We start from the raw sequence: 24,178 nt of genomic DNA, 5'->3' as shown, positions 1-24,178 counted from the left end.
AGTTAATAGAATTGTAGATTTGGATACTGTTCAATTTCATATTGCAATTTAAGAATAAAATTTGATATATAGTGAATATAATTTTGTATTGACATTTAATCTCTCTCAATATAAAATAAACATATGAACAGGTGTTCATATAAGAGAAGAGTATCTAATAGAAAGCTCTAATAAGTATTAGCAATATATTAACCTAATATTTTAAAATACATGAATAGAAACTTTCACTATTATCAAAGGAGATATCATGGAAGAAACATTATTGCTGAAGGATTTAAACTGTGCAAACTGCGCAGCAAAAATTGAAGATCGTATCCGCAAAATGGAAGGTATTGAATCCGCTAACTTCACAGTAGCTACACATCAATTACGTTTGACTGGCGCTTGGGGAAACCGTGAAGCTCTTAAACGCGATATTCAAGATATTTGCGACTCTATCGAAGAGGGCGTAACAGTAGCTGATTACGAGCGTAAATCTAAAGCAGCCATGGATGATCACGGCCATAGCTACGACCATGGCAGTGAGGTGATGACAATTGCAGTTATCGTAGCAGGCTTGTTATTCATGGCCTATGAAGCGTTGACTACAGTTGTTCCATCCATTGGCATGCCAGAGTCTATCGAAACTCCAATTTACTATATTGCCTATATTTTACTTGCGTTCCCTGTATTGCGCATCGCAGGTCGCAATATTTTAAAAGGCCAAGTGTTTGATGAAAACTTCTTGATGTCCATCGCTACATTGGGCGCTATCGCTATCGATGCATTGCCCGAAGCCGTAGGCGTTATCTTGTTCTACCGTATCGGTGAGTTCTTTGAACATAAAGCGACTGATCGTAGCCGTACAGAAATCATGAATGCTGTTGATATGCGTCCACAAGAGGTACGTGTTGTTGATACATGCTGTGGTGGTGAAATCGTAGTTATGGCGCCTGAAAAGGTTGAGGTAGGCAGTACTATCGAAGTTCGTCCTGGCGATTTAATTCCTTTAGACGGTACAGTTCTAGAAGGTGAAACTCGCGTTAATACAGCTCCTGTAACAGGTGAACCAGTACCGGTTCGCGCTGTACCTGGTACACAACTCATGTCTGGTTGTATCAACGAATCTGGTCGCATTACGATGCGCGTTGATAAGGTTCTTGAAGAATCTATGGTTACAAAAATCCTAGATGCCGTTGAAAACGCAGCATCTTCTAAACCAAAAATCGACCGCTTCATTACGCGTTTTGCTCGCGTGTACACCCCAATCGTTGTAGCTCTTGCATTGGCGGTAGCTATCATCCCATCCCTTATCACAGGGGAATGGCATAAATGGATTTACACAGCCTTAACATTCCTCGTTATTTCCTGTCCATGTGCACTGGTACTTAGCGTGCCACTCGCATTCTTCTCCGGTATCGGCAATGCTTCTAAACACGGTATCTTACTTAAAGGTGGTCGTGTTATCGAGGCCTTGGCTAATGTGAAAGCAGTGGCTCTCGACAAGACTGGTACCATCACATCTGGTGAATTTAAAGTACAAAACGTAGAAACTGTAGGCTCCTATGTGAGCAATGCTCAATTGCTATCCATGGCTTCAGCTATTGAAGCAGTATCTACACATCCAATTGCAACAAGTATCGTTTCTGAAGCAAAAGAACAAGGTATCGTTGTAGAAGCGTCTGACTTTGTTCAAGAATTAGCCGGTGAAGGTATGGTGGGCACTGTTGATGGTCAACAAGTGCTCGTTGGTAATCGTCGTCTCATGGAACGCTATGCTGTTCAAGGTTACCCAACAGAAGCTGCTGCATACGGCACAGAAGTACTAGTAGCAGAAGGTAATGTATATCTCGGTCGCATTATTATCGCCGATGAAGCTCGTCCAGATTCCGCAGCGGCTATCGCTGATCTTAATGGTCAAGACATTAAAACTGTAATGCTTACAGGTGATGCTGAAGCAAGTGCTAATTATATTGCCAAAGAAACTGGCGTAAGTGCCGTTCGTGCTCAACTGTTGCCACAAGATAAATTGTCCGTTGTACAAGATATTCGCTCTGAATATGGTCCAACTATGTTCGTAGGCGACGGTATCAATGATGCACCAGTGCTTGCTGGTGCTGACGTAGGTGGTGCGATGGGTAGCGGTGCTGATGCGGCTATCGAAGCGGCAGACGTTGTATTCATGCGTCCATCCTTGACTGCTATTGCACATATCCTTGACTTGTCCAAAGCAACGTTGCGCGTAGCATGGCAAAACGTAGTATTCGCTATTGCTGTTAAAATTCTTATCATGGCACTAGGCCTTATGGGCTATGCATCCATGTGGTGGGCGGTATTTGGTGATACTGGCGTATCCATCCTTTGTATTTTGAACTCTATTCGTATCTTACGCCGTTAATTTGGTGAAAGTAATCTTATAGATCAATGCAGAAATATAACAAATGACATTATCCTAATCTGACAGAATAGGATAAAACAAATAACCTCTATATTAGCGATAAGCCAGTATAGAGGTTATTTTTATAAGCTTTAACCTAATGATATATTGCTGATTATTTGTTTGCATACTTACTCACTGTAAGTTTTAGTGGTTTAATCTTTTGGTGGATTTTTTAGTTTAGCAGCTTTATTAATCTATCTGTTTGCTAGAGTTTTTTTTTGTAGATTTGATATAAGAATAGTTTTGAGATGCTTTTAACATATACAGTTGTGCATTGTTAATAGACATAAAGCGGTTTATGTATATACTACATAAACAAAACTTTCACAATTGAATTGAATAATAGCTATAAAATAGTATATAATTTATTAGATGATTACTATATGTTCGTTGGAAGGAGGGATAGCATGATCACGGTGTACAAACACATAGAAGAAGAGTTGGTTTCAGACTGCACTGTATCAGATGCCACAAAAGGTTCTTGGGTAAATTTGGTGAACCCAGACCCCGATGAGTTGTCCCTCATCAACATTTTGACGGAAATTCCAACGGACGTTTTAAAGACCGCCCTCGATATGGAAGAACGTTCTCACGTGGAGTTAGAGGACAACTATATTTTCGTGGTTATCAACATTCCTGCGATTCGTGGCAATGATATGTACGATACGGTGCCACTTGGTATCTTTTTGACGCCTGACTTTTTTATTACCGTATGTCTTGAAGAATCCGAGGTGTTGTATCCGTTCATTTCAAACCAACTGTCTACGTTCTATACGTATAAAAAAACGCGGTTCTTGTTCCAAATCTTGTACCGTACAGCGACGTTGTTCTTACGTTACTTGCAACAAATTAACCGCCGTACCGACGATATCGAAGTTCAGTTGCGTCATACGACGAAGAATAAAGATTTCTTCCAATTGTTGGAATTACAGAAATCCATGACATACTTTACCTCTGCGTTGCGCACGAATGGTACCGTTATGGAACGTCTATTGCGCTTGCGTGGACACAGCACTTATAGACATTTGCTCAAGATGTACGAAGAGGATGAGGACTTACTAGAGGACGTTATCATCGAGAATAAACAGGCCATTGAGATGGTTGAAATGTATTCTAATATCTTGATGAATATGATGAATGCCTTTACATCGATTATCTCAAATAACCTTAATATGGTGATGAAAATGTTGGCAACCCTTACTATTACAATGGCTGTGCCAACCATCATATTCAGCTTGTGGGGGACAAACGTACACTTGCCGTTCCAAGATGATCCAGACGGTTTTGTGAAAGTTGTCGTTATTTCTGTGATTTGCTCTGCCATCGCCATCTTTGGCATGTGGAAAAAAGACTTGTTCTAAGATGCTGGAGCAATAGTTGAAAGTTTGATTCAACACTAACTATACATGAAAAAAGCTGGCTATGAGCCAGCTTTTTTGCTTGCTTAACTATTACGTTATTGCTTATTATTAGACCAATCTGATATAATAGTACCGTTATGGAGAGGTGTCCGAGTGGTTTAAGGAGCTGGTCTTGAAAACCAGTGACTCCGCAAGGGGCCGTGGGTTCGAATCCCACCCTCTCCGCCATAATAAAGCCCTCTAGGTTTATGCCTAGAGGGCTTTTCAATCTTTATTCACTATGATATGCTATCGATATATTTATTAGGTTTTCTGTAGAAAGGAGCTCGTATGAATCGACTTAGTTTCTCGCGAACTCAGATTTTAATTCTCCTTAGCGTGTGGCTCACATTCTTGTTGAGCTTTGTTATGCGCTTGTCTTGGGCATCTGTTATGCCTATTCTCAATGAGGCATTGCATTTTACAGCTAAGATGGGGGCTCAACATATTTCGGCCTTTTACTTTGGTTATGCTTTAACGGTATTACCAGGCGGTATTTTAGCCGATAAAATCGGTTACAGACGTACTATCTTGTTTAGTTTGATTGGTATGGCCGCTGTAATGGCTTTGATGAGTACCATTACAGACTATACCATGGCTTGGGGTTTGCGCTTCTTATTAGGGGTTATGTCTGGTCCTGTACAAGCTTCTTGCTTGAGCGCTATCGGAGATCACTTCGGTCCGAATCAACGGGGTGCGGCCGTAGGTATCTTTATGAGCTGTACGTCCTTTGGTATTACTACGGTAAACCTTTACGCACCATATGTGGCAACACATTACGGCTGGCAAACGGCATTCCTTGCTACAGCAATCTTGCCATTGTTAGTACTTGTATTATGTTACTTCACAGTGCGTAAGCCGAGTGCAGAAATTCTCGCACAACGAGAAGCTGAGGCTTCTGAAGCGGCTGCTAAGCTTGGCGTAGGTCAAACGTCTTTAGTAGAAAACTTGAAGCACATCATTTCCAACCGTAACATTCGTTGCTTGGCTATTGCAGGCTTCTTCGCCACAGGTACGACTTGGGGCGTAACGCAATGGGCGAACTTATACATGGTTAAACAATTAGGTGTAACTGCTATCTATGCAGGCCAAGTCATGAGCGTATTCGGTACGGCTGCGCTCATTGCGAAACCAACAATTGGTATTTTATCTGATATTTTGCCAATTAAGAAGAACCATTTAGCGGCGCTCGTTATGTTCTTATTTGCGCCCGCTTTAATCTTGTTTGCAAGTACGGCAAATCCAAACATGCTCTTTGTAACAGGTCCAATCCTCGGTATAGGTGCCTTTATGCATAGTGCGTTGACTAATGCTCTTGTAGTTCAATCGGCAGCACCTCATTTACGCGGCACAACAGCGGGCTTTGTAAACTTGTTTAATCAAATTGGGGCTCTCTTGGCACCACTGCTCTTGGGCAATGTCCTCGTTATGACGGGCAGTTACCAAATGTCCTTGATGTCTATTGCTATAGCGCCTATTATCGGTGCATGTGCATTGTTCTTCATTCGTCTTAAATAATATAAAAGGATCCGTAAATGAACTACCCTTCTAAAATTGCGTCTAATTGGAGGGCAGTTCAAAATGGGTCCTTTTTTGTAATTAATATGTATATTGTATATGGTGTTCTTTTATTATATGATTGAGTCATAGTACAGGAGGGATGTAAATGGAAATCATCTGTTTTGGCGATAGCATTACGCGTGGCTATGATGTACCTTATGGACGCGGTTGGGTCGAAATCTGTGATGCATCCATAGAGGGTGTTAATTTTACAAATTATGGTGAAGATGGCTGCTCCGTACAGGGGATGATATATAATATTGAAAATTGGGCGGTTACTGCTGTATCCGATCCAACACGTCATATTTTCTTGATGTGTGGCACTAACGATATTTTACAAGGTCGAGATAGTAGCTATGTGTACAAGACTTTGGTGAAAGCTATTGAGCTGGCTAGTACAAAAGGGACGGTAATCATTGGTTTAGAAACTCAAATTGATAGTGATATGGATGGATTAGATCTCGTTGTACGAGAGGTTAATGAACAGCTAAAAGCCTACGCAGAGGCGCGTAATATTAAGGTCATAGATTTTTATACCACCTTGTTTGAAGCGGATCAAATTGGACAAATTGTCTTTGCCGGAGAGGTACATCCTAACGAGCTCGGTTATCGATTAATGGCGTATAAGGCATTAGAGGTCTTTATGCGATTATAACGGCACTATAATATGACTGTAATGGGACTACAATGCAACATGCAACTGTAATATAAAGAACATAAAAACGCCCCTAATGAGTTGCCTCATTGGGGGCGTTAGTGATTTATAGTCTTTTTTGCTGGTGAAAGCTGGGATCTTTCACCAAATAAAATTAAATTCGTAACGAATTATTTTTTAGATTTAGTAGATACTTTATTGTTGGACACTTTAGCAGATTGCGCGATTGCGTATGCAGTGCCTTTTACTAAATCATAAGCTTCAGCAGTATTGCCAGATACTGTTACAGCTGCTACAGTGTCTTCGGTTACTGCGAATAATGCAGTTGCGTAAGGGTGTTGCGCACCATTTGGTACAGTTACAGCACCGGATTTAACAACGATGTAACGACCGTTGTTGTTGAAAATATCATAATGAGCTGCTTGTTTTACACCATCATAGCTTTCATTGTAAGCGAACAATGCAGCTACTTCACCACTTGCTACTTGACCAGATTGTTGCATGGAACGCAATTTAGCAGCTGCTACAGCTGTTGGTTGAGTCATGTTTACAGTGATGCGCAAAGAGTTGTTGTTTACAAATGCTTCAGTGATTACGTTTGTAGAGAATACATTCGCAACACCGTTGCCAGCACGGTTGTAAGAGCTAGCAGTTTTCACTTGGTAGCCGTTAGTGTATGCAGGCAAGTCATATGTGTAGGTTTTGCCGTTTAACAACAAGTCGAAAGCGTTCAATTGGTTAGCTTTGTAGCGAGAAACATAGGAGCTGCCGTTGCCATTAGATGTTACGGAACTTATAGTTTCTTGGTAAACTGGTTGATGTTCAGTAGCGATAGGGTCCATGATTTGAAGACCTACAGCTGTTGTTTGTGGCGCTACAAAGATTGGATCGCCCAATTCTTTAGATACAGGCATTTGTTGAGTCATATCGCCTGCTGTGTAAGGCACTGCCGGCAATGGTTTGTAACCAGGGCGCGGTGCACTTGTTGCATAACTAGTTTGGTAAGCTGGTGTAGCAGCTTGTGGTGCAGGATAAGAATATTGCTCTGCAGAAGCGCGTTCATAAGCGCGTGCGTTAGCATCAATAGTTGCAGCGAACGCAGAGAAAGACATCGTTGTAGCTGCAAATACTGCAAAAGCAGTTGCTAAATGTTTTTTGTTCATAATAATTCACTCCTAAATACATGATTCTACAAATAACACAGATACTAACTTGTATTATATAGGAAATCATACTAATTGTAAATAAAATATAAAATATTATCTTAATTATAAATAAATATAATCAGATGAGTCAAATATTGTACAATTAGCCATAGAATGTCATATTACTATATAATAATAATCAGTATAGTAATTTATTATATCGAAAAAATTCGCTTAATGCTATATCTAATTCGTATAGTGCTACAATTAATTTGTGTAGTGCTATATCTAATGCGTTAACTGATATGAGCAATATAAATTTGTGAATTATATCAATTGAGATGGTGAAAGTTTCACTAGGGAGGTCTCATGAGTATTAGCGTCTATTATGGACGAGCTGGATCAGGCAAGACGCGCGCTGTATATGAGCGCATACGTCAGGTCATGACAGATTGTCCAGGGGAACCAATAATCTTGCTTGTTCCTGAACCTGCCACCTATCGGGTGGAACGGGAGCTAGCTGAATTTATGCCTGAGAAAGGCTTTACTACGGTTCGCGTTGTAGGCTTTGGTCGTTTGGGTTATCAGGTATATCAATCTATAGGCTCAAAAGGGGTCGGTCAATCAAGTTTATCAAGCTTTGGCCGGTCTATGTTGTTGCGCCTTGTAATGAAACGAAAGCAAAAGGAACTAGGGCTGTTAGAACAGGCCACAAAGCGACCTGAGTTTTCCTCTGTATTGCAACAACTCTTTTCTGAATTTCGCGCCTTCCGTGTAGGTCCTGCTGACCTAGAACGAGGGGCAGAATCTGTTAAAAATAAAGTATTACAAAAGAAATTGCGCGAGCTAGCTATTTGTATGTCTGCCTATGAAGAGGAACTCAGTCGCCATGGGGCGCGCGACATCGATCCTATCATGGAAATCGTAGAGGCTTTGCCACAATCTCCTCTCATGGAGAATAGCCACGTCTTTATCGATGGTTTTCATTGGTTTACACCCACACACTATGAGTTGATTTATACCTTGCTTGACTTGGCGAAGGAAGCCGTTATTACTATTGATTTACCGATGCCTCCAAAGGCGTTAAATCTAGCTCGTCGAGGGGAGCATCTCTTCAGCCGCCCTTTAGAGATTTACGACACCTTAGTCGCTCGTTATGGATCTAGTATCAACTGGGTTGGCTTTGATGGGAAACGAGGCCCTCAAATCGTTCGAGAGTTAGAGTCTAATTACTTTATTAGCCCTAGTAAGAAAAACTCTACAGATGAAACGATTCCGCTTATTCGAGGCTATAACCGGGAACGCGAAGCAGATGCTGTGGCTCGTCACATTTTAGCCTATGTAGAATCATCTGAAGAGGCGCGTTACCGAGATGTATGTATCATGCTCCGCGAGTCTGAAACCTATGGTGACACTTTAGAAAAGGTCTTTGCTCGCTACGGTATTCCGCATTTTATTGACCGTCAGCGGCCTATGAAAAACCATCCGTTAGGCGAGCTATTGACGGCTCTATTTGATATCGTGCGTCATAATTATAGTCGAGACAGCATGTTCCTCTTGCTCAAGACGGACTTGATGCCGCTTACTCGTGAGGCTGTAGATGAGTTAGAGAACTACGTTCTTGAGTTTGGTATCGACCATTATAAATGGGAACGTGAAAGTTGGCCATACCTACGAGGCTTTTATGAGGGGCAAGATGAAGAAAGCCACGTAGATGCACCACGCAGAGCGCGTGTAAACAAAGCAAGACAAACCATTATGGATGTTCTATCTCCGTGGTTTGATTTTGCAGCTCATAGTGATGGACATACGGGCGCTGAGTGGGGAGCTCAATTATATGGCTTGTTAGAAATATTGCAAGTGCCAGAGCGCCTCTATGAATGGGCGAAGGACGCAGAAACTGTAGGTGATCAAGAATCCAAAGCTAGCCATGAGCAGATGTACAATGCGGTCATTTCCTTTATAGACGAAATATCTATGGTCATGAAGGACGAAGTATTGACCTTGGATGAAATGATGTTACTTCTCGAAGAAGGCCTTAGCGATGTAAACTACTCTATGATTCCGCCGTCTCTAGATCATGTGGTAATCACCACTATCGAACGTGGATATAGCCAATGGTGGCCTAAGGTATTTGTAATGGGCCTCAACCAAGGTGTGTTCCCTCAAAGTATGGGCGATGAAGGACTCATCAAGGATAAGGAGCGTCAAGAATTGGCCGATGCAGGCATTACCTTAGCAGAAGGTGCCTTGCCGAAGGCTTTCAACGAGAATTTCCTATTATACCTCGCCATGACACGGGCATCCGATTCGTTGACCTTGTCCTATGCGGGCTCTGGTGAGGATGGAACCGGTCTTGAGCCATCCCTCGTGGTGAAACGATTAGAATCCCTTGGGTACGTAGATCAGACGGTAGAGATTCCTCTCTCCATTGCACCTGATACAGAGGCGGATTATGTATGGCGACCACTCCAAAGTCTATCATTGTTGTCGGAGCGTTGGGGGGCGCTCTTTAGTGGTTATGAGGTTAATCCTCTTTGGTGGGGCCTCTATAACTGGGCTCGTGAAAGCGAAACCTATCGTTCTCGTTTAGCTGAGGTGTCACGTGGCATTCGAGATAATAACGATGTGCCTGTCATTACGCAGGATTTAGTAAATGGGTTGTTCCTGTCTAAAGGCTATATGTCTGGTTCTGTGACGCGCCTTGAACGATACCAACAATGTCCTTTCAAGTTCTATGCTCAATATGGTTTGAAATTAGAGCCGCGTCCAGTGCGTTCCTTTGGAGCTCCTGAAATCGGTACGTTCTTGCATGCGAATTTAGAGCGCTTAGGTAATTATCTATTAGAAAACAACAAGCAATGGCGTGACCTCGACGAAGAGGAACAAGCAAATCTATGCCGCACCGTGGCAGACGAAATCTTGCAAGAGAATCAACTGGGTGAAGAAACGAGCGATGCCTACCAAAAAGCCATCGAGCAACGTGTACAGAGAACATTGCATGTGACGGTAGACCGTCTCGTAGAATGGTCAAAGCGCAGTGATTTTGATACGAAGTATTTAGAGCAAGACTTTGGTCGTCAAGGTGGCTGGGACCCTATTCGAGTCCCTCTTGGTGAAGAACGTTACTTGCGCCTCATCGGGCAAATTGACCGCATCGACGAATATACACGGGATGGTCAAACCTATGGTATGGTTATCGACTACAAATCGGGTGGCGCTCATGTGACGGCCCAAGATGTGTATTATGGACTTAAACTGCAGCTCATGACCTATCTGTTGGCATTAGAATCCGCTTATGGTAAAACACATGGCGGATCTATGTCCCCTGCGGCGGTGGTTTATTCTTACGTGAAGAACCCTAAAATCCCTGCTGATGCGCCTATATCTTATGAAGATGCCGTTTCGTTGGCTAATGAAAGCGATGCTTGGCAAAACAGTGGGTACTTCTCCGATGATATAGAGTTGTTGACGCATATTGACAATCAGTTTTTATCCTATGGTTCTAAACGAGGCCCTTATGTGCCAATTGCTACGAAGAAAGATCAAACTATTTCCAGTAGAGATTTACGTAAGGTTAAGAGTACTGGTGAGTTTGACGTAATGTGCCGTTATACAAATCACGTGATGGCTGAGACGGGCCGTCACATTGGGGAAGGGCAGTTCCCGATTAAGCCATATCAATTAAATGGCTTTAGACCTTGTACATTCTGCGATTACAGAACGGTATGTCGCTTTGACTCTAGCCGTAATCGATATAATTATTTGTCTAGACTGTCTGAAGATGATGCATTAGAACGGATGAAAGAGGTCTTAAGCGACGGAAACAACGGAAACAACAGTAACGACAGAAATAACCGCAACGAAAAAAATAACAGTAACGAAGGAAATAATAGTAGCGAAGGAGGTGAAAACCATGGGTGTTAAATGGACGCCAGAGCAGGAGTCTGCCATCATAGCGCCTAAGGACTCCTCCTTAGATAATCAGACCTTACTTGTTGCGGCTGCTGCCGGTTCAGGTAAGACTGCGGTCCTCGTAGAGCGCATTATTACGCGCCTTAAGGATATGGATAATCCCTTATCCGTTCAAGAACTCATGGTTGTAACTTTCACAAAGGCTGCAGCCCAAGAGATGAGTGCTCGTATTGGCATTGCCTTGGCTAAAGCTATGGAATCCACTGAGGATGCAGCAATGCAAGAACGCCTTGAACGACAGCTTAACCTATTGCCGTCTGCTCATATTTCTACCTTGCACTCTTTTTGCCAATGGGTAATACGTTCCTATTTCTACAAGCTCGATATTAATCCAACGGCTCGTATCGGCAATGAAGCAGAAATGGCGTTGTTACAACAAGAGGTATTAGCCGACTTATTAACTAAGTCCTATGAAGAGGGCCTTTATAATATCTATGAGCTAGCGGACTTCTTCAGCGACGATAAATCCGATGCAGGCTTAACGGCGAAGATTATGTCCTTATATAACTATGCCATGTCCCTTGCTAATCCCGATGGATGGCTAAGAAAAGCCTTGGAGCCGTATAAAGAGGCGATGACCATAAACCCTAGTGATACGTTGTGGGGTGAATATATGTGGTCTAATCATTTAGCTATTATCGACCGTATTCGGGAGCGCTTAGAGCGGATGGAGCAAATTTTACTTGATCCCGTAGGTCCTCATAAGTGGCAAAATATATACGATAATCAACTGGCTGCACTAAGTATGCTTTCAGCAGCTCAATCTTGGAATGATATGGGCGATGCTTGTAAGCATATGGATACCTTTATTAAGGATCAATTCCGTATGGGTTCAAAAGAGGCACAAGCTTATGACCCTATGTTGGTAGCAGAGTTTAAAACTTTGGGTGGTCAAAATAAAGATGACCTCAAGGCCATGCAAACCGCTATATTCACCGTTCCGGAAGCTACCTTGCAAGAGCAGTTTAAGGCTCAATATCCAATCATAGAAGGCCTTGTAGAGCTGACGATTGCTTTTCATAAAGCTTATAGAGACATGAAGCAAGAGCAAGGCATCATGGATTTCAGCGATCTTGAGCATCTATGCTTGGCTCTTCTCGTTGAACCTGGCACAGAGGATGACCCTCAGCCATCTGAAGTGGCAAAGGAACTGCAAGATACTTTCAAAGAAATCATGGTCGATGAATACCAAGATACGAACGGCGTGCAAGAGACGATTATCAACTTGATTTCTCGCGTCGATAATAGGTTCTACGTGGGGGACGTGAAGCAGGCTATTTATAGCTTCCGTATGGCCGACAGTTCTTTATTTATGGAGAAGTACAATACTTACGGTGGTACTGATGCGGTAGAACGACGTATCGACTTGGCGAAAAACTTCCGATCTGATGCAAATATTTTGGCTGCTACGAACTTTTTGTTCTATCAAATCATGACGGAAGACGCGGCAGAGCTTAATTATACAGAGGCTGAATCGCTTATTCCTGACCGCATCGTAGAGGATGCACCAGAGGATTGGGTTGGAGGCGACGTGGAATTGCAGCTCTTAGATGTGAGTAAGGATACCCTTGGTGCTAGTAAAAGTGACGAAGATGAAGGGGATGACCCTGAAAACAACGAGCGTGAGCTAGATTTCATCATTCAAAAAATCAAGGAAATCCATGCTGCTAAGAAACAGGTGCAAAATCCAGATGGCACATTCCGTCAAATCGAGTGGCGAGACTTTGCTATTTTGCGCAGATCCTTGGCGGGTTGGGGGACGCGTGCCGTAGAAGCCATGCGTCAAGCGGGGATTCCTGCGGTTGTAAATGAGCGAGACGGTTACTTTGAAGCACAAGAGATTCAGCTATTATTGGCATTGTTATCCATCATAGATAATCCGGAACAAGATTTGCCGATGGCTGCCGTATTGCACTCTGGCCTCGTAGGTCTTGATGCCAACGAACTAGGCGCATTGCGCCTGTCTGGTGAGGGTTCTCTATGGTCGCTCATGCCAACCTATGCAGAAGAGGCTCAAGATGAGCGCTTATTAGCTTTCATTGGCCATATGGAGCGGTGGCGCACCTTGTCGCGTCGCCATGGTGTGACCGATTTGTTATGGGATATTTACGAATCTCAAGATTACGTAAACTATGTAGGGGCTATGCCGAATGGTCTCGTGCGCCGCGCTAATGTGCTTGCCTTATATGATAGAGCTAAGGGCTATGAAGCTTCTGGCTTCCGCGGGCTCTTTAGGTTTTTGCGCTTTGTGGAAAGCTTGCGCGACAGCAACCAAGATATGCCACTTGCCAATGTGGTGAGCGAGGCAGATAATGTGGTGCGCCTCATGACCATCCATAAGAGTAAGGGCCTTGAATTCCCTGTAGTATTTTTATCTGGTGTACAAAAAAGATTCAATATGATGGACTTGCGTTCAGAGCTTCTTATCGATAAAAATGCAGGACTTGGTTTGAAAGGATATTTTTCAGATATTCGAGTGTCCTTCCCGACCATGCCCTGGTTCTATGTGAAAGACGTAAAAGAAGCGGCCCTCAAGGCGGAGGAGCAGCGCATTCTCTATGTTGCCTTGACACGGGCACGAGATAAGCTATTCATGACAGGCTTTATTAAAGGCTTTAAAAATTCTAAAGGTGTATTAAGCACCATGGGTGAGCTCATTAAAAATGCGGCTTCCGTAGAAACTCAACAGTTACCGACAGATATTATCACACAAGCTAATACCTATCTAGATTGGATGATTATGGGCTTTGCTCGTCATTTAGATGGTGGTAACCCATTGCGCGTAGCCATCGAGTACGAAGGGCCAACTTATTTTGATTTACCGGATAAACAGTGTCGTTTAAAGGTTGAGATCCATGATGGCTCTCTTTATGGTGATCTCGATTACAAAGCGGATATCGACGAGACTACGATTAACAAGGTACGGGATTTGGAAGCTGTTAATTCCGTAGAATTACCGCAGGAAATCGTGGATCGATTCAACTATAGTTATCCGTACAATGATGCTACTCGTCGGACCGCAAAAATCTCCGTTAGTGAATTGAAACGACGATTCCAAGAGCGAGAACTAGAGGCAGGAAATATAGACACTCTTAATGAATCGGTTGCAATGGTAGATTTGGGTGCTAAACGAGACCTGGCGGATGCGGTTCAGGCTATCAAGCTAGATACAACGAACCCGAATCTTAGTGCCGATGACAGTAGTAATATTAGTGTTCAGCCTGTTATAGTTTCGGAGGATGAATTAGCAAACTCCGTATTCGGTCGAAAGCCACAAGCATTACAGTCCGAAGAGGATGTATTGACCGGCGCTCAATGGGGTACCTTGATGCATGAGGCTATGCAATGGTTGCCTCTTGTTGAGTATACGCAAGCTTCTTTGACAAAAGAACTAGATGCACTGGTGGCGAAAGGGACTTTCACAGAGAAAGAGAGAAATTTATTAAGCGATACAAGTTTGTATAAATTTTTCAGCTCTAATCTTGGTAAGCGCCTTATCAATGCAAAACGTATCGAGCGAGAATTGCCGTTTAGTATGCTCTTTGAAGGGAAACGCGTATATGACACTTTAGAGAACGGGGAAAATCTCTTCCTTCAAGGTATTATTGATACGGCCTTTGAAGAGAACGGTGAATGGGTTCTCGTAGATTACAAAACGGATCGTGTTACATCCGGAGAAGGCCTTATCAAGCGCTATAAAATCCAAATGGATCTCTATAAAGAGGCCTTGCAGCGATTGACGGGGATGCCCGTGAAAGCTTGCTATATTTATAGCTTCCGCTTGCACGATGCAATCATCGTGGACTAAAGTGTATAGATTCTTATAAATTAATAAACACAAAAGCTCTCTATTCGTTGATAGAGAGCTTTTGTGTTGCCAATTACTTGTTATATATGTGGTAGTTTAGGCAGATTTAAGGCTTTTTTCTTTTTATGCTTTGCAGGTGCAAATACTTTGAGTACGCGCGGCAATACTTCAATGTCTACTGGCATAGCAGGACCTGCATCACCATCCATATTGGTCGATAAATCATCGACGTCAGATAGAAGTTCGATATGAGCTTTTTTCACAGTTAATGTCGTTGTATAACGAGAGTTATAGATGGCACCACTGATAATGAGTGGTAATACGCTGAGAATATCGAGGATAAAATATTCTTTGAAGATGATGATACGCATATAACCATCATCTACAGAGGCTTCTGGCATAAAACGCTCAAAACTAGATACTACATTGGTAAGTAGGGCTAAAACGAGAGGAGATTTGCAAATGAAATCATCGTCCTCTGTTTTAATGCGGTACGTGTAGTCCTTTGTAGTGAACAACGCTTGGCCTGCTCTCAAGAAATACGCGAGAGGGCCGAGTATGCTTTTTTCCTTTGGTGTAACTTCATCTACAACCTTAGGAATAACGCCAGCTGCAATATTATTGCAGAAATACCGATCATTACAACGGCCGATATCAATGGTTCGAGTTTCATTGATATCGATACGTCTGATAGCTTGCGTTGGATTTTGGTGAATGCCGAGCGCACGAGACATATCATTTACTGTACCAACGGGAATAAACCCAAAGGTACAGGAGAATCCACCTTGGGCAATACCATTAACGGTTTCGTTAACAGTGCCGTCACCACCCATGCAGAATACGGCATCAAACCCACGTTCACAAGCGTTCTTAGCGAAACGTGTAGCATCGCCTTCGCCTCTGGTGAATTTGACCTCAATCGTTTCGAACAAGGTACTCAATTTCCATTGTAAATCGAGGGCATAACGGCGCGCTGCACCGCCTCCTGAGACAGGGTTGATGATAATCAAACAACGGCTCATAGTATACTTCCTTACTTTCAAAAATGAGATATAGCTATTATCTATAGTTAAATTGACAGTCTTAATGATGAGTTCTATAATTGTAATGTATGCACTTAATTTCGCACAACATACTTTCTAAGATATGTTGTATACTATATTATACTCATTTTAACCGTTCTTTGAAAGTCTGAAAGCACGAATGGTTAGTAAGGTTTAGGGGCTAGTAATGGGAAGACAAAGTTCAAAAGATAAATACAAATTGTCCGCAGTGGATTCTATCGAAAGATTACCTCTCAGTGAACAAGTATATTTAACATTAAAAACAGCTATCTTAACAGGCGAATTGATGCCTCAAGAGAAGCTTAACGAAGTAAAGATTGCAGAACAATTACAAGTGAGTGCTACACCTGTACGTGAAGCATTCCGTAAATTAGCTAAAGATAATCTCGTAGTTATCGTTCCTTGGAAAGGCGTTACTGTAAAAGCTGACACTCCAGAAGAAATTGTAGCACTTTACCAAGTTCGCGAAGTAATGGAAGGACTTGGTGCTAGATTATGTGCTCGTCATGCTACACCTGAGCAAGTACAAGAGCTAAGAACCCTTTGTAAAGAGATGCATGAAATTGAAGATGCCACAGAACGTGTTGATGTGAATAGCCGATTCCATACAATGATTGCTCATTACTCTGGCAATGAACGTATTGTAGATTATCTAGCAGGTTTCCGTGAACGCGTTAATCGTGACATGTACATCAGTTCTTTCAATGCTGTACGTACACATGACTGTGATGATGAACATGACCAAATCGTAGACGCTATTGAACGCCACGACGAAGTAGCAGCAGAAACGGCTATGCGTCAGCATATCAACAATGCATTTATCTTCAAAAAAGCAAACGCGGAAGTACAGCATAAAAAACTTAATGAAGTATAATGCCTGCTGATGCTGATGCTGATGCTGATGCTGATGCTGATGCTGATGCAATGGGCATAATGACATATGAGAGGCTCCGCCAATGGTGGAGCTTTTTTAATTATTATTTTGAATATCTAATTCAATTTTCATTTAGAGTACTTAGAGCATCTTGATATAAATTAGTTATCATTTGTTGTATTTAATTAACCGTTGTTTTAGACTATCGGATTAGTTTGCTTTTGTTTGGTTTCGAGACGTTCTCTTGGTGTGGTTCAGAAGCTCTAGCCGTTTATAGTGTGATGTTAGGTGCGCATTACAGTTTTTATAATCTATAACACGCAGTCTTACGAGCTGACCTACGTTGATTTGAAAGGCTTGAGCGATTTTAAAAAGAATTTCTAAAGACATGCCCGAGATTCCTGTACCACATTCTAATTTACTTAAATAACTACGACTGATACCAATGTGACGAGCTAACTCTTGTTGAGACATATTTAGGGATACACGAATAATGGCGATTTTATGACCTAAACAAACATATTGATGTTGTAAAAACGGGTCTTCGTACGTGTTGATCCGCAGTTCGGTGAGCGGTGTAGCCGAGGGGTTCATAGGGACTCCTTCCTTTTTCCTACTCTCTAAATATAGTATACTGAGATTGTTAGCGTCTGACTAATATAGAAAAGTAGATAATTATCGGCTATTACAGATAATTACACGAATTGTGAAAGTAGTATTACATGTATGCTATAGTAATGTGATCATAACATCTAGTATGTTATTGTGAGTAAAGGAGGCAATATGGAAAAGTACATAGCCGTTGCCCTCGGTGGCGCCACTGGGGCCTTATGCCGTATGGCTCTCGGTGAATGGATTATGACAAAGGTCAGCTCTTTTCCGTATGGTACGGTAGTAGTAAACCTCGTTGGTTGCCTCATTATCGGTTTAGTCTTAGGCCTTTATATGCAAAAGCCAGATCTACCTCAGTGGGCGAGATTTTTCCTCGTTGTAGGTGGGCTAGGTGCATTTACCACCTTTTCAACCTTTGCCTTTGAAATGCTACAGCTTATGATGGCTGAATCCTATGTACAAGCATTATGGTACGGTGTAGTACAAGTCGTGGGGGGCTTAATCCTCTGTTGGGTTGGTATGCTAGTAGTGCGTCTACTCTGTAGTATTTAAACATATTAACATTGAATAATAGTATTAAATACATTTTGATGTTATATCATAGCGTATTTTATTATTAATGACTTGGGAGATATTATGAAATCTATTAGAACACAAGATGCCGTAGGGCACACATTATTACACGATATTGTAAGAATCGTCATCGGTGAGGTGAAAGACACTCCTTTCTGCCGTGGACATGTTATCACAGAAGAGGATATTCCAAAATTATTAGACCTTGGTAAGGAGCATATCTTTGTGATGGAACCAGAAGATGAAGGTTTCTTGCACGAAGAGGATGTAGCTCGTGCTTTGTATCATATGGCAGGCGGCGAAAACATGCACGATGGCCCTATGGCACAAGGTAAAATTGAAGCCATTGCAGATGTAGATGGTCTTTTCAAGGTTGATGTGGAACGCTTACACGCTATCAATAGCATTGGTGAGCTGACTATTGTAACAAGATTTAATAATACACCTGTGAAAGCTGGTGATAAACTAGCAGGCATGCGCTGTATTCCATTGTTGTTAGAAGAACAACAAGTAGAGGCGGCAAAGAAAATTGCTAACGGCGAGCCTTTACTACATGTGAAGCCATTCGTACGCAAAACAATGGGCGTCGTTACGACTGGTTCTGAAGTATTTGAAGGTCGTATTAAAGATGCTTTCACCCCAATCATTGAAGAACGTTGTGCAGAATTTGGCGTCACAAAGTTAGCTCATGAGATTGTAACAGACAATACGGATGATATCGTGGCGGCTATCGACAAGGTGAAAGCGGCGGGTGTAGATATTATTTTCTGTACCGGCGGTATGAGCGTCGACCCTGATGATCTTACCCCGGGGGCGATCAAACGCTATGCGGACCGCGTCGTCACGTATGGTCTGCCCGTGTTGCCGGGGTCCATGGTATGCATCGCGTACTGTGCGGACGGCACTCCGGTTCTCGGTGTACCGGGCGGCGTACTGTTCAGTAGGCCTACGGCATTTGACGAGATCATGCCGCGCCTCGTTGCGGACGATGAAATTACGAAGGAAGACTGTATCCGTATGGGGCATGGAGGATTTTTGGGATAGCATGACGGGGACGTAAGCTGTATTTTATATTCATAAGACTTATTAATCTATATATCTGAGATAAGTTTTGTAAAAATTGTTAATCTATAAAAATAGATATCTTCATCTGATTTTTAAGAATTCTTTACTTCATCTAAGTTTTAAAGTATAATAATCGCAGGTAATGATAATACATTGCCTGCGATTAAGTATATTTTATGAGGATTTTTTATCCTATATATACTGCAAATGATAATAGTTGCATAAAATATTTATAATTTTAGATGTGATGCAGGGAGGGATTTAGAATATATGAAAAGAAAACAGATGGCGTTATCATTGGCAATTGTGCTGGCATTAGGAACGGGAACCGTATTTGGTGCGGAAAAGGAGATGTCCGGTGCATTTCTTAATGCATCTACGGATGCAACATATGACAATAAGGTGTCGGTGACAAAGGTGGACGGTCCCGGCAATGTGGCCGCAGGGCAGCAGAATATTGTCACGAGTCAATACGGCAGTTCCGGTGCTTTCGGCAATCAGAACTATGTGAACGGCAAGGATTCCGATGCATTCGGGGAAGGTAATGATGTATACGGGACGTTGACATCTGTTGATGAAACGGGTGATAATCCTGCCGTTACGAAGAACGGCGATGGACAGGCCATGGCGTTCGGCGACAATAACGCCGTGTACGGCGCGCAGGTAAGCGGATACGGCAGAAACAATATAGTAGGTGAATTTAAGCAGCATCCTAAACACGGAAAGTATGATGTGGAGGATAAACTGCCCGTAAAACCGGCGGACTATTCCAGTGCTTTCGGTACGGGTAATACCGTTACCGCAGATCATGGCTTGGCGGCAGGATTCAATAATCAGGTGTCCGGTTCCTATTCAACCGCCCTGGGGCAGTTATCCGTCGCATCGGGAGAGTCTTCGATGGCTTTAGGCCGAGGTGCGCAGGCGACAGGGGCTAATACAAACGCGATAGGTAAAAGTGCGAGGGCGACGGGTGAGAATGCCAGCGCCATAGGGCATGGCTCGGTTTCTTCGGGCCGTAATTCAAATGCTTTCGGTTCATCCGCCAATGCATCCGCTGAAGGGAGTACTGCAGTCGGCAACAGTGCAAGAGCGGGCGGCATTTCCAGTACCGCTGCGGGCTTTAATGCGAATGCGGCCGGTAGCTATTCCGCAGCATACGGTAACAGCGCACAGGCAACCGGGGCCCGTTCCGTAGCGGTCGGTTACAGTACAAAAGCGCAGGAGAGTGCCGTCGCTATCGGCAATAACGCCGATGCAGGTGCGGTAAATGCCGTGGCTGTAGGTACAGTCAGCAAAATTTCCGCACAGGGGGCGATCGGAATCGGTACTGGTAATACTGTTTCCGGTAAGGATTCGGGCGCTTTCGGTGTAAGAAATACCATAGCGCAGGCTAATACATATGTATTGGGCAGCAATGTGACGTCGACACAAGGAAATAGTGTTCTCTTAGGAAATGTATCTACCGATAGAGCTGCTACAACAGAAACAAAAGCTAACATAAATGGTATTACCTATTCCGGATTTTCTGGGCTTGGAGCAGCCCGTAATGGTGTTACAAGTGTTGGCGCATTAGGTAAAGAACGTCAAATAATTAATGTGGCATCAGGAAAGGTGTCTTCGGACAGTACAGATGCTGTAAACGGCAGTCAATTATATGCAGTGGCTGATACAGTGGGAAACATAGCGGGCTCCGTAAAGAATATTTTAGGCGGTAACGCCACAGTCGGCAGCGATGGGACGATTACTATGTCCAATATCGGCGAAACAGGGGCCTCCACCGTGCATGATGCTATAAAATCCGCTTATGATAAAGAAGCTTCTGTAAAGGCGGGCAGTTCCAACATTACGGTAACGAATTCGAATCGCAATGCTACAGGCGGCACGGAATATGTCGTGGATGTTTCCAAAAATCTGTCGGTGGACAGTGTGACGACCGGAGGTACCGTTATTAATAACGACGGTGTTACCGTAGGCGGCAATACTTATGTTGCCGGTGACGGTTTGAATGCGAATAATCAGAAAATCACGAATGTCGGCGCCGGTGACATATCTCCTACGTCAACGGATGCGATTAACGGCAGTCAGCTATATCAGGCGACTGACGGTATCCGCAGTAATGTGGCTCGATTGAATCATAAAATCGGAAAAGTCGGTGCCGGTGCAGCTGCATTAGCGGCCATTCATCCGTTGGATTTTGATCCTGATGATAAATGGAACTTTGCAGCCGGTTACGGTAATTATGCCGGTGAAAATGCTATGGCATTAGGTGCTTTCTATAGACCAAATGAAGATACTATGTTCAGTGTAGCCGGATCCATGGGCAACGGTGAAAACATGGTTAATGCTGGTGTTACAGTGAAATTAGGTCAGAAAAACGGCGTATCCACATCTCGAGTAGCATTGGCTAAAGAGGTTCAGGACTTAAAAGCTATTGTAAAAGCTCAAAATGCTGAAATTCAGCAAATGAAGGATTCCATGGGTATGGCACCTCAGTATGAAATGAAGGATGTGAACTTCCCTGATGTACCAGCTAATCACTGGGCTTATGAATATGTAAAAGACTTGGCTGATAAAGGTCTTGTTGAAGGCTATCCTGATGGCGAATTTAAAGGCGATCGCGCAATGACTCGTTATGAATATGCTGCGATTATTTACCGTGCTTTACAATTGGGGGCTCCAATTGATGGCAAAATGGGACGTGCAATTAACGAATTTAATCCTGAATTGGCTCGTCTTCGTGACTTGGATCGCACTCGTGTAGATCGAATCTCGGGTAAAGACAATGACCGTCATAAGGTAGAACGACTTCGTGTAAACAATAAAGACAATAAGCAAACTAATGATTACAGAGATGTTTACGGTAGTCATATCGAGCGTAATGCGAAGTAATTACTTGTCTTGAAATAACCTTTTAAACTAAAAGGAAGACAACAAAATAGTTCTTTTATAAACTAAAGAAAAAACAAAAGAGGCTGTGATAAACAGTCTCTTTTCATCTAGCGGATAGTTGATTTAATAACAATCTGTACTTTCAGAAATCAGAAATTATGATCCTTTTCTGGAGTGCAGATTATAGTCAACTATCCGCTATTTTATTATTTTGTTCAATTAATTACATTATTGATGGCGTTATTAAAATGATTTTTTACCTAGTGTAGGGTGGCTACAACGTTTTAGCGTTAGGGTATCAATCATATGGACTGCTTCGTCCAATGTGATATCTTCGCGCTTCGTTGGTGTTTCTAGGACTGCTAACGGATGCTCCGTGCCTACCTCACCAGAAGGCAAGTAAATATATTCTTGGTTAACATTGTCACCAAAGATATAGCCAGCTTGTAAATGTTCTTTATGAATGCGACTCATGGTCTCTCCTTAGATAATTTGCTTTAGCTTAAAATCTAGATAGTCTGCAGATACCAACTCTAGTTTTGTCGTACCAAATTCCTTTGGAATCCGGTTAAAAGAAATTTGATCGTGTAAGTGGCCAAAAATGCAGATATCTACATTATATTGCTCCATGAGATCCGTAAATCCCGAAGGGGCGTTGGACTCGTTGAATGGAGGGTAGTGTAGCAACAATAACTTTGTTACAGGAATATTTTCTATATCTATACTTAAATCAGATGTTGATGATAAATAGGCCGTTGCCTTATCCATTTCCTGTAGTGCTGCTTCGGTACGCATCAGTTCTCTTTCGTAAATGGATTGATCCGTTTCCGGTGAGAAGTGGGAGTCTCCAGGACAGAGATAGGCGCGCGTTCCACCGAATGCAATAAGGCGAGGGCCTTCTTCAGTTTGGATGAGCTCTGCAGTGCCGTGACCTTGTATAAAGGTAATAGCGTCACCCATGAGATTATGCATCTTGTTTGCTGATGCCCACCAATAATCATGGTTGCCACGAATCATATATTTTTTACCAGGTAAAGATGCAATTTCTTGTAAATCGCAGGCAGCTTCATCGAGACGGAGCGCCCAGCTCATGTCACCTACAAGAAAGACGATGTCTTCGTTGGTTACATTGGCATTCCAATGCTCTTTGATGCGGGCCCAGTGATTATTCCAGTGAGGGCCAAAAATATCCATCGGCTTTGTTGGAGGATTGCCAGATAGATGGAGGTCGCCGATGGCAAATACTTTCATAAAAATCCTTTCAAATATGTATGGTTAAAACCATATATAAATTATGTACGGTATATGGTCAGAACTATTTAGTAGCTTGAAAATAAGGCGTAATATCGTGCTTGATTTTAGCAGCTCGTTCCTCATCACAAGTTTGAGGAATTTTGTAGCCTACATAGAGGGGCGTCGTTACATAACGCGCCACTACCTTGATGTAATCATAGCCGTCCTCAAGATTATATACGAAGTAATTATAGGACTGGCTAAAGTTTGCTACACTGTGCAATACATAGCGCAAAATTTGTTGTAGTCGAAGGGCTACAGCACGAACCGGTGAATCTGGTTTGAAGCGAATATTATACTCAAAGAACCCGATAATTGGATGGGTAGACAAGGTGATACGTACATCTTGATCCTCGTGCAAGAGCCAGCCCTCCATGTTTTGAACCGTAATATCTTTGTGGTAATCATAATTTTCAAGACCTATGATTTGGCTGTGTGGATGGCGAATAGAGCCGCCGGACATATAGCCGTAATTTTTGAAAAAGAGTACAGATTTGAACTCTTTACGCTGACGAGTTTCGCGCCACTTATCGAGACCAAATTGGAGAATGTGGGCAGCTTCATTTGTAGGTAAGGTAGAAAATTCGCCTTCGTCGGTTTCCGTTTCGATAATGACGGTAGGCCAAGTTTTTTCTAATACAGGATACTTGTTCATGAGCCATATAATATGACCTGATGTATCGAGAATATCCGTTAATTTGGAACGATCACAGAAGGGACAACGCACTTGTTCATTGCGAATATTGACGGGCTTTGTGCGCCCTAATTCGATATTAAATCTAAGTGGTTTGTTCATCATGTGCCTCCTTCCTTGCAAGAAACTCTATACTCTTAATCATACCACAA

16 protein-coding genes and 1 tRNA gene are annotated in these 24,178 nt (G+C 42.6%); 11 read left to right on the top strand and 6 right to left on the bottom strand.

What is annotated here, in order from left to right; translation table 11 throughout:
• The first annotated feature begins 247 nt into the window (after positions 1-247).
• The 5 genes from Q7O55_RS06450 to Q7O55_RS06430 all read left to right on the top strand — a co-directional run bounded on the left by Q7O55_RS06450 (position 248) and on the right by Q7O55_RS06430 (position 6,034).
• Complete coding sequence (locus tag Q7O55_RS06450) at positions 248-2,377, top strand: cation-translocating P-type ATPase (RefSeq protein ID WP_303929297.1); 2,130 nt, start codon at positions 248-250, stop codon at positions 2,375-2,377.
• Positions 2,378-2,826: 449 nt separating this feature from the next.
• Complete coding sequence (locus Q7O55_RS06445) at positions 2,827-3,780, top strand: magnesium transporter CorA family protein (RefSeq protein ID WP_105087206.1); 954 nt, start codon at positions 2,827-2,829, stop codon at positions 3,778-3,780.
• Positions 3,781-3,919: 139 nt separating this feature from the next.
• Positions 3,920-4,008 (top strand) — tRNA-Ser (locus Q7O55_RS06440).
• 102 nt (positions 4,009-4,110) lie between these two features.
• A complete protein-coding gene (locus Q7O55_RS06435; protein ID WP_303929295.1) occupies positions 4,111-5,337 on the top strand; it encodes an MFS transporter in 1,227 nt (408 codons plus the stop codon).
• A gap of 148 nt (positions 5,338-5,485) precedes the next feature.
• Positions 5,486-6,034 carry a GDSL-type esterase/lipase family protein gene (locus Q7O55_RS06430; RefSeq protein WP_303929294.1) on the top strand — a complete coding sequence of 183 codons (549 nt, stop codon included), beginning with the start codon at positions 5,486-5,488 and terminating at the stop codon, positions 6,032-6,034.
• A 170-nt stretch (positions 6,035-6,204) separates the two neighbouring features.
• Here the strand turns inward: Q7O55_RS06430 and Q7O55_RS06425 are convergent, their stop codons facing one another.
• The gene (locus Q7O55_RS06425; RefSeq protein ID WP_303929293.1) at positions 6,205-7,197 is read right to left on the bottom strand and encodes a hypothetical protein; all 993 of its coding nucleotides are present in this window, start codon (positions 7,195-7,197) and stop codon (positions 6,205-6,207) included.
• 351 nt (positions 7,198-7,548) lie between these two features.
• On the opposite strand from Q7O55_RS06425, the gene Q7O55_RS06420 reads away from it, so the two are divergent.
• On the top strand, positions 7,549-11,106 hold the full coding sequence (locus Q7O55_RS06420; protein ID WP_303929292.1) for a PD-(D/E)XK nuclease family protein: 3,558 nt from the start codon (positions 7,549-7,551) through the stop codon (positions 11,104-11,106).
• Positions 11,096-14,962 (top strand): helicase-exonuclease AddAB subunit AddA, encoded by a 3,867-nt coding sequence (addA, locus tag Q7O55_RS06415; protein WP_303929290.1) that lies wholly within the window; start codon positions 11,096-11,098, stop codon positions 14,960-14,962. The genes Q7O55_RS06420 and addA overlap by 11 nt, the downstream gene beginning before the upstream one ends.
• A gap of 80 nt (positions 14,963-15,042) precedes the next feature.
• On the opposite strand, the gene Q7O55_RS06410 is transcribed toward addA, so the two are convergent.
• Positions 15,043-15,984, bottom strand: a complete 942-nt coding sequence (locus Q7O55_RS06410; RefSeq protein WP_287510918.1) for a diacylglycerol kinase family protein — start codon at positions 15,982-15,984, stop codon at positions 15,043-15,045.
• A gap of 208 nt (positions 15,985-16,192) precedes the next feature.
• Between Q7O55_RS06410 and Q7O55_RS06405 the strand changes: the two genes are divergently transcribed.
• Positions 16,193-16,900 carry a GntR family transcriptional regulator gene (locus tag Q7O55_RS06405; RefSeq protein ID WP_004694848.1) on the top strand — a complete coding sequence of 236 codons (708 nt, stop codon included), beginning with the start codon at positions 16,193-16,195 and terminating at the stop codon, positions 16,898-16,900.
• 210 nt (positions 16,901-17,110) lie between these two features.
• On the opposite strand, the gene Q7O55_RS06400 is transcribed toward Q7O55_RS06405, so the two are convergent.
• Complete coding sequence (locus Q7O55_RS06400; RefSeq protein WP_101928542.1) at positions 17,111-17,494, bottom strand: helix-turn-helix domain-containing protein; 384 nt, start codon at positions 17,492-17,494, stop codon at positions 17,111-17,113.
• A gap of 189 nt (positions 17,495-17,683) precedes the next feature.
• Between Q7O55_RS06400 and crcB the strand changes: the two genes are divergently transcribed.
• The 3 genes from crcB to Q7O55_RS06385 all read left to right on the top strand — a co-directional run bounded on the left by crcB (position 17,684) and on the right by Q7O55_RS06385 (position 22,039).
• Positions 17,684-18,064 (top strand): fluoride efflux transporter CrcB, encoded by a 381-nt coding sequence (crcB, locus tag Q7O55_RS06395; protein WP_303929289.1) that lies wholly within the window; start codon positions 17,684-17,686, stop codon positions 18,062-18,064.
• A gap of 84 nt (positions 18,065-18,148) precedes the next feature.
• Complete coding sequence (locus Q7O55_RS06390; protein ID WP_303929288.1) at positions 18,149-19,129, top strand: molybdopterin-binding protein; 981 nt, start codon at positions 18,149-18,151, stop codon at positions 19,127-19,129.
• A 291-nt stretch (positions 19,130-19,420) separates the two neighbouring features.
• On the top strand, positions 19,421-22,039 hold the full coding sequence (locus tag Q7O55_RS06385; RefSeq protein ID WP_303929287.1) for an S-layer homology domain-containing protein: 2,619 nt from the start codon (positions 19,421-19,423) through the stop codon (positions 22,037-22,039).
• Between the two features lie 243 nt (positions 22,040-22,282).
• Here the strand turns inward: Q7O55_RS06385 and Q7O55_RS06380 are convergent, their stop codons facing one another.
• The 3 genes from Q7O55_RS06380 to Q7O55_RS06370 form a co-directional block, all read right to left on the bottom strand.
• The gene (locus Q7O55_RS06380) at positions 22,283-22,513 is read right to left on the bottom strand and encodes a hypothetical protein (RefSeq protein WP_004698256.1); all 231 of its coding nucleotides are present in this window, start codon (positions 22,511-22,513) and stop codon (positions 22,283-22,285) included.
• A 9-nt stretch (positions 22,514-22,522) separates the two neighbouring features.
• Positions 22,523-23,290, bottom strand: coding sequence for a metallophosphoesterase (locus Q7O55_RS06375; protein ID WP_303929286.1), 768 nt, complete (start codon positions 23,288-23,290; stop codon positions 22,523-22,525).
• A gap of 64 nt (positions 23,291-23,354) precedes the next feature.
• Positions 23,355-24,128 (bottom strand): DUF4931 domain-containing protein, encoded by a 774-nt coding sequence (locus Q7O55_RS06370; protein ID WP_287528731.1) that lies wholly within the window; start codon positions 24,126-24,128, stop codon positions 23,355-23,357.
• Between the last annotated feature and the right edge of the window lie 50 nt (positions 24,129-24,178).

It is taken from the genome of Veillonella parvula, from assembly GCF_945949885.1.
Taxonomy (GTDB): domain Bacteria; phylum Bacillota; class Negativicutes; order Veillonellales; family Veillonellaceae; genus Veillonella; species Veillonella parvula_B.
The sequence above is the reverse complement of the archived record's forward strand: the minus strand, read 5'-3'. Positions and strand labels throughout refer to the sequence as shown.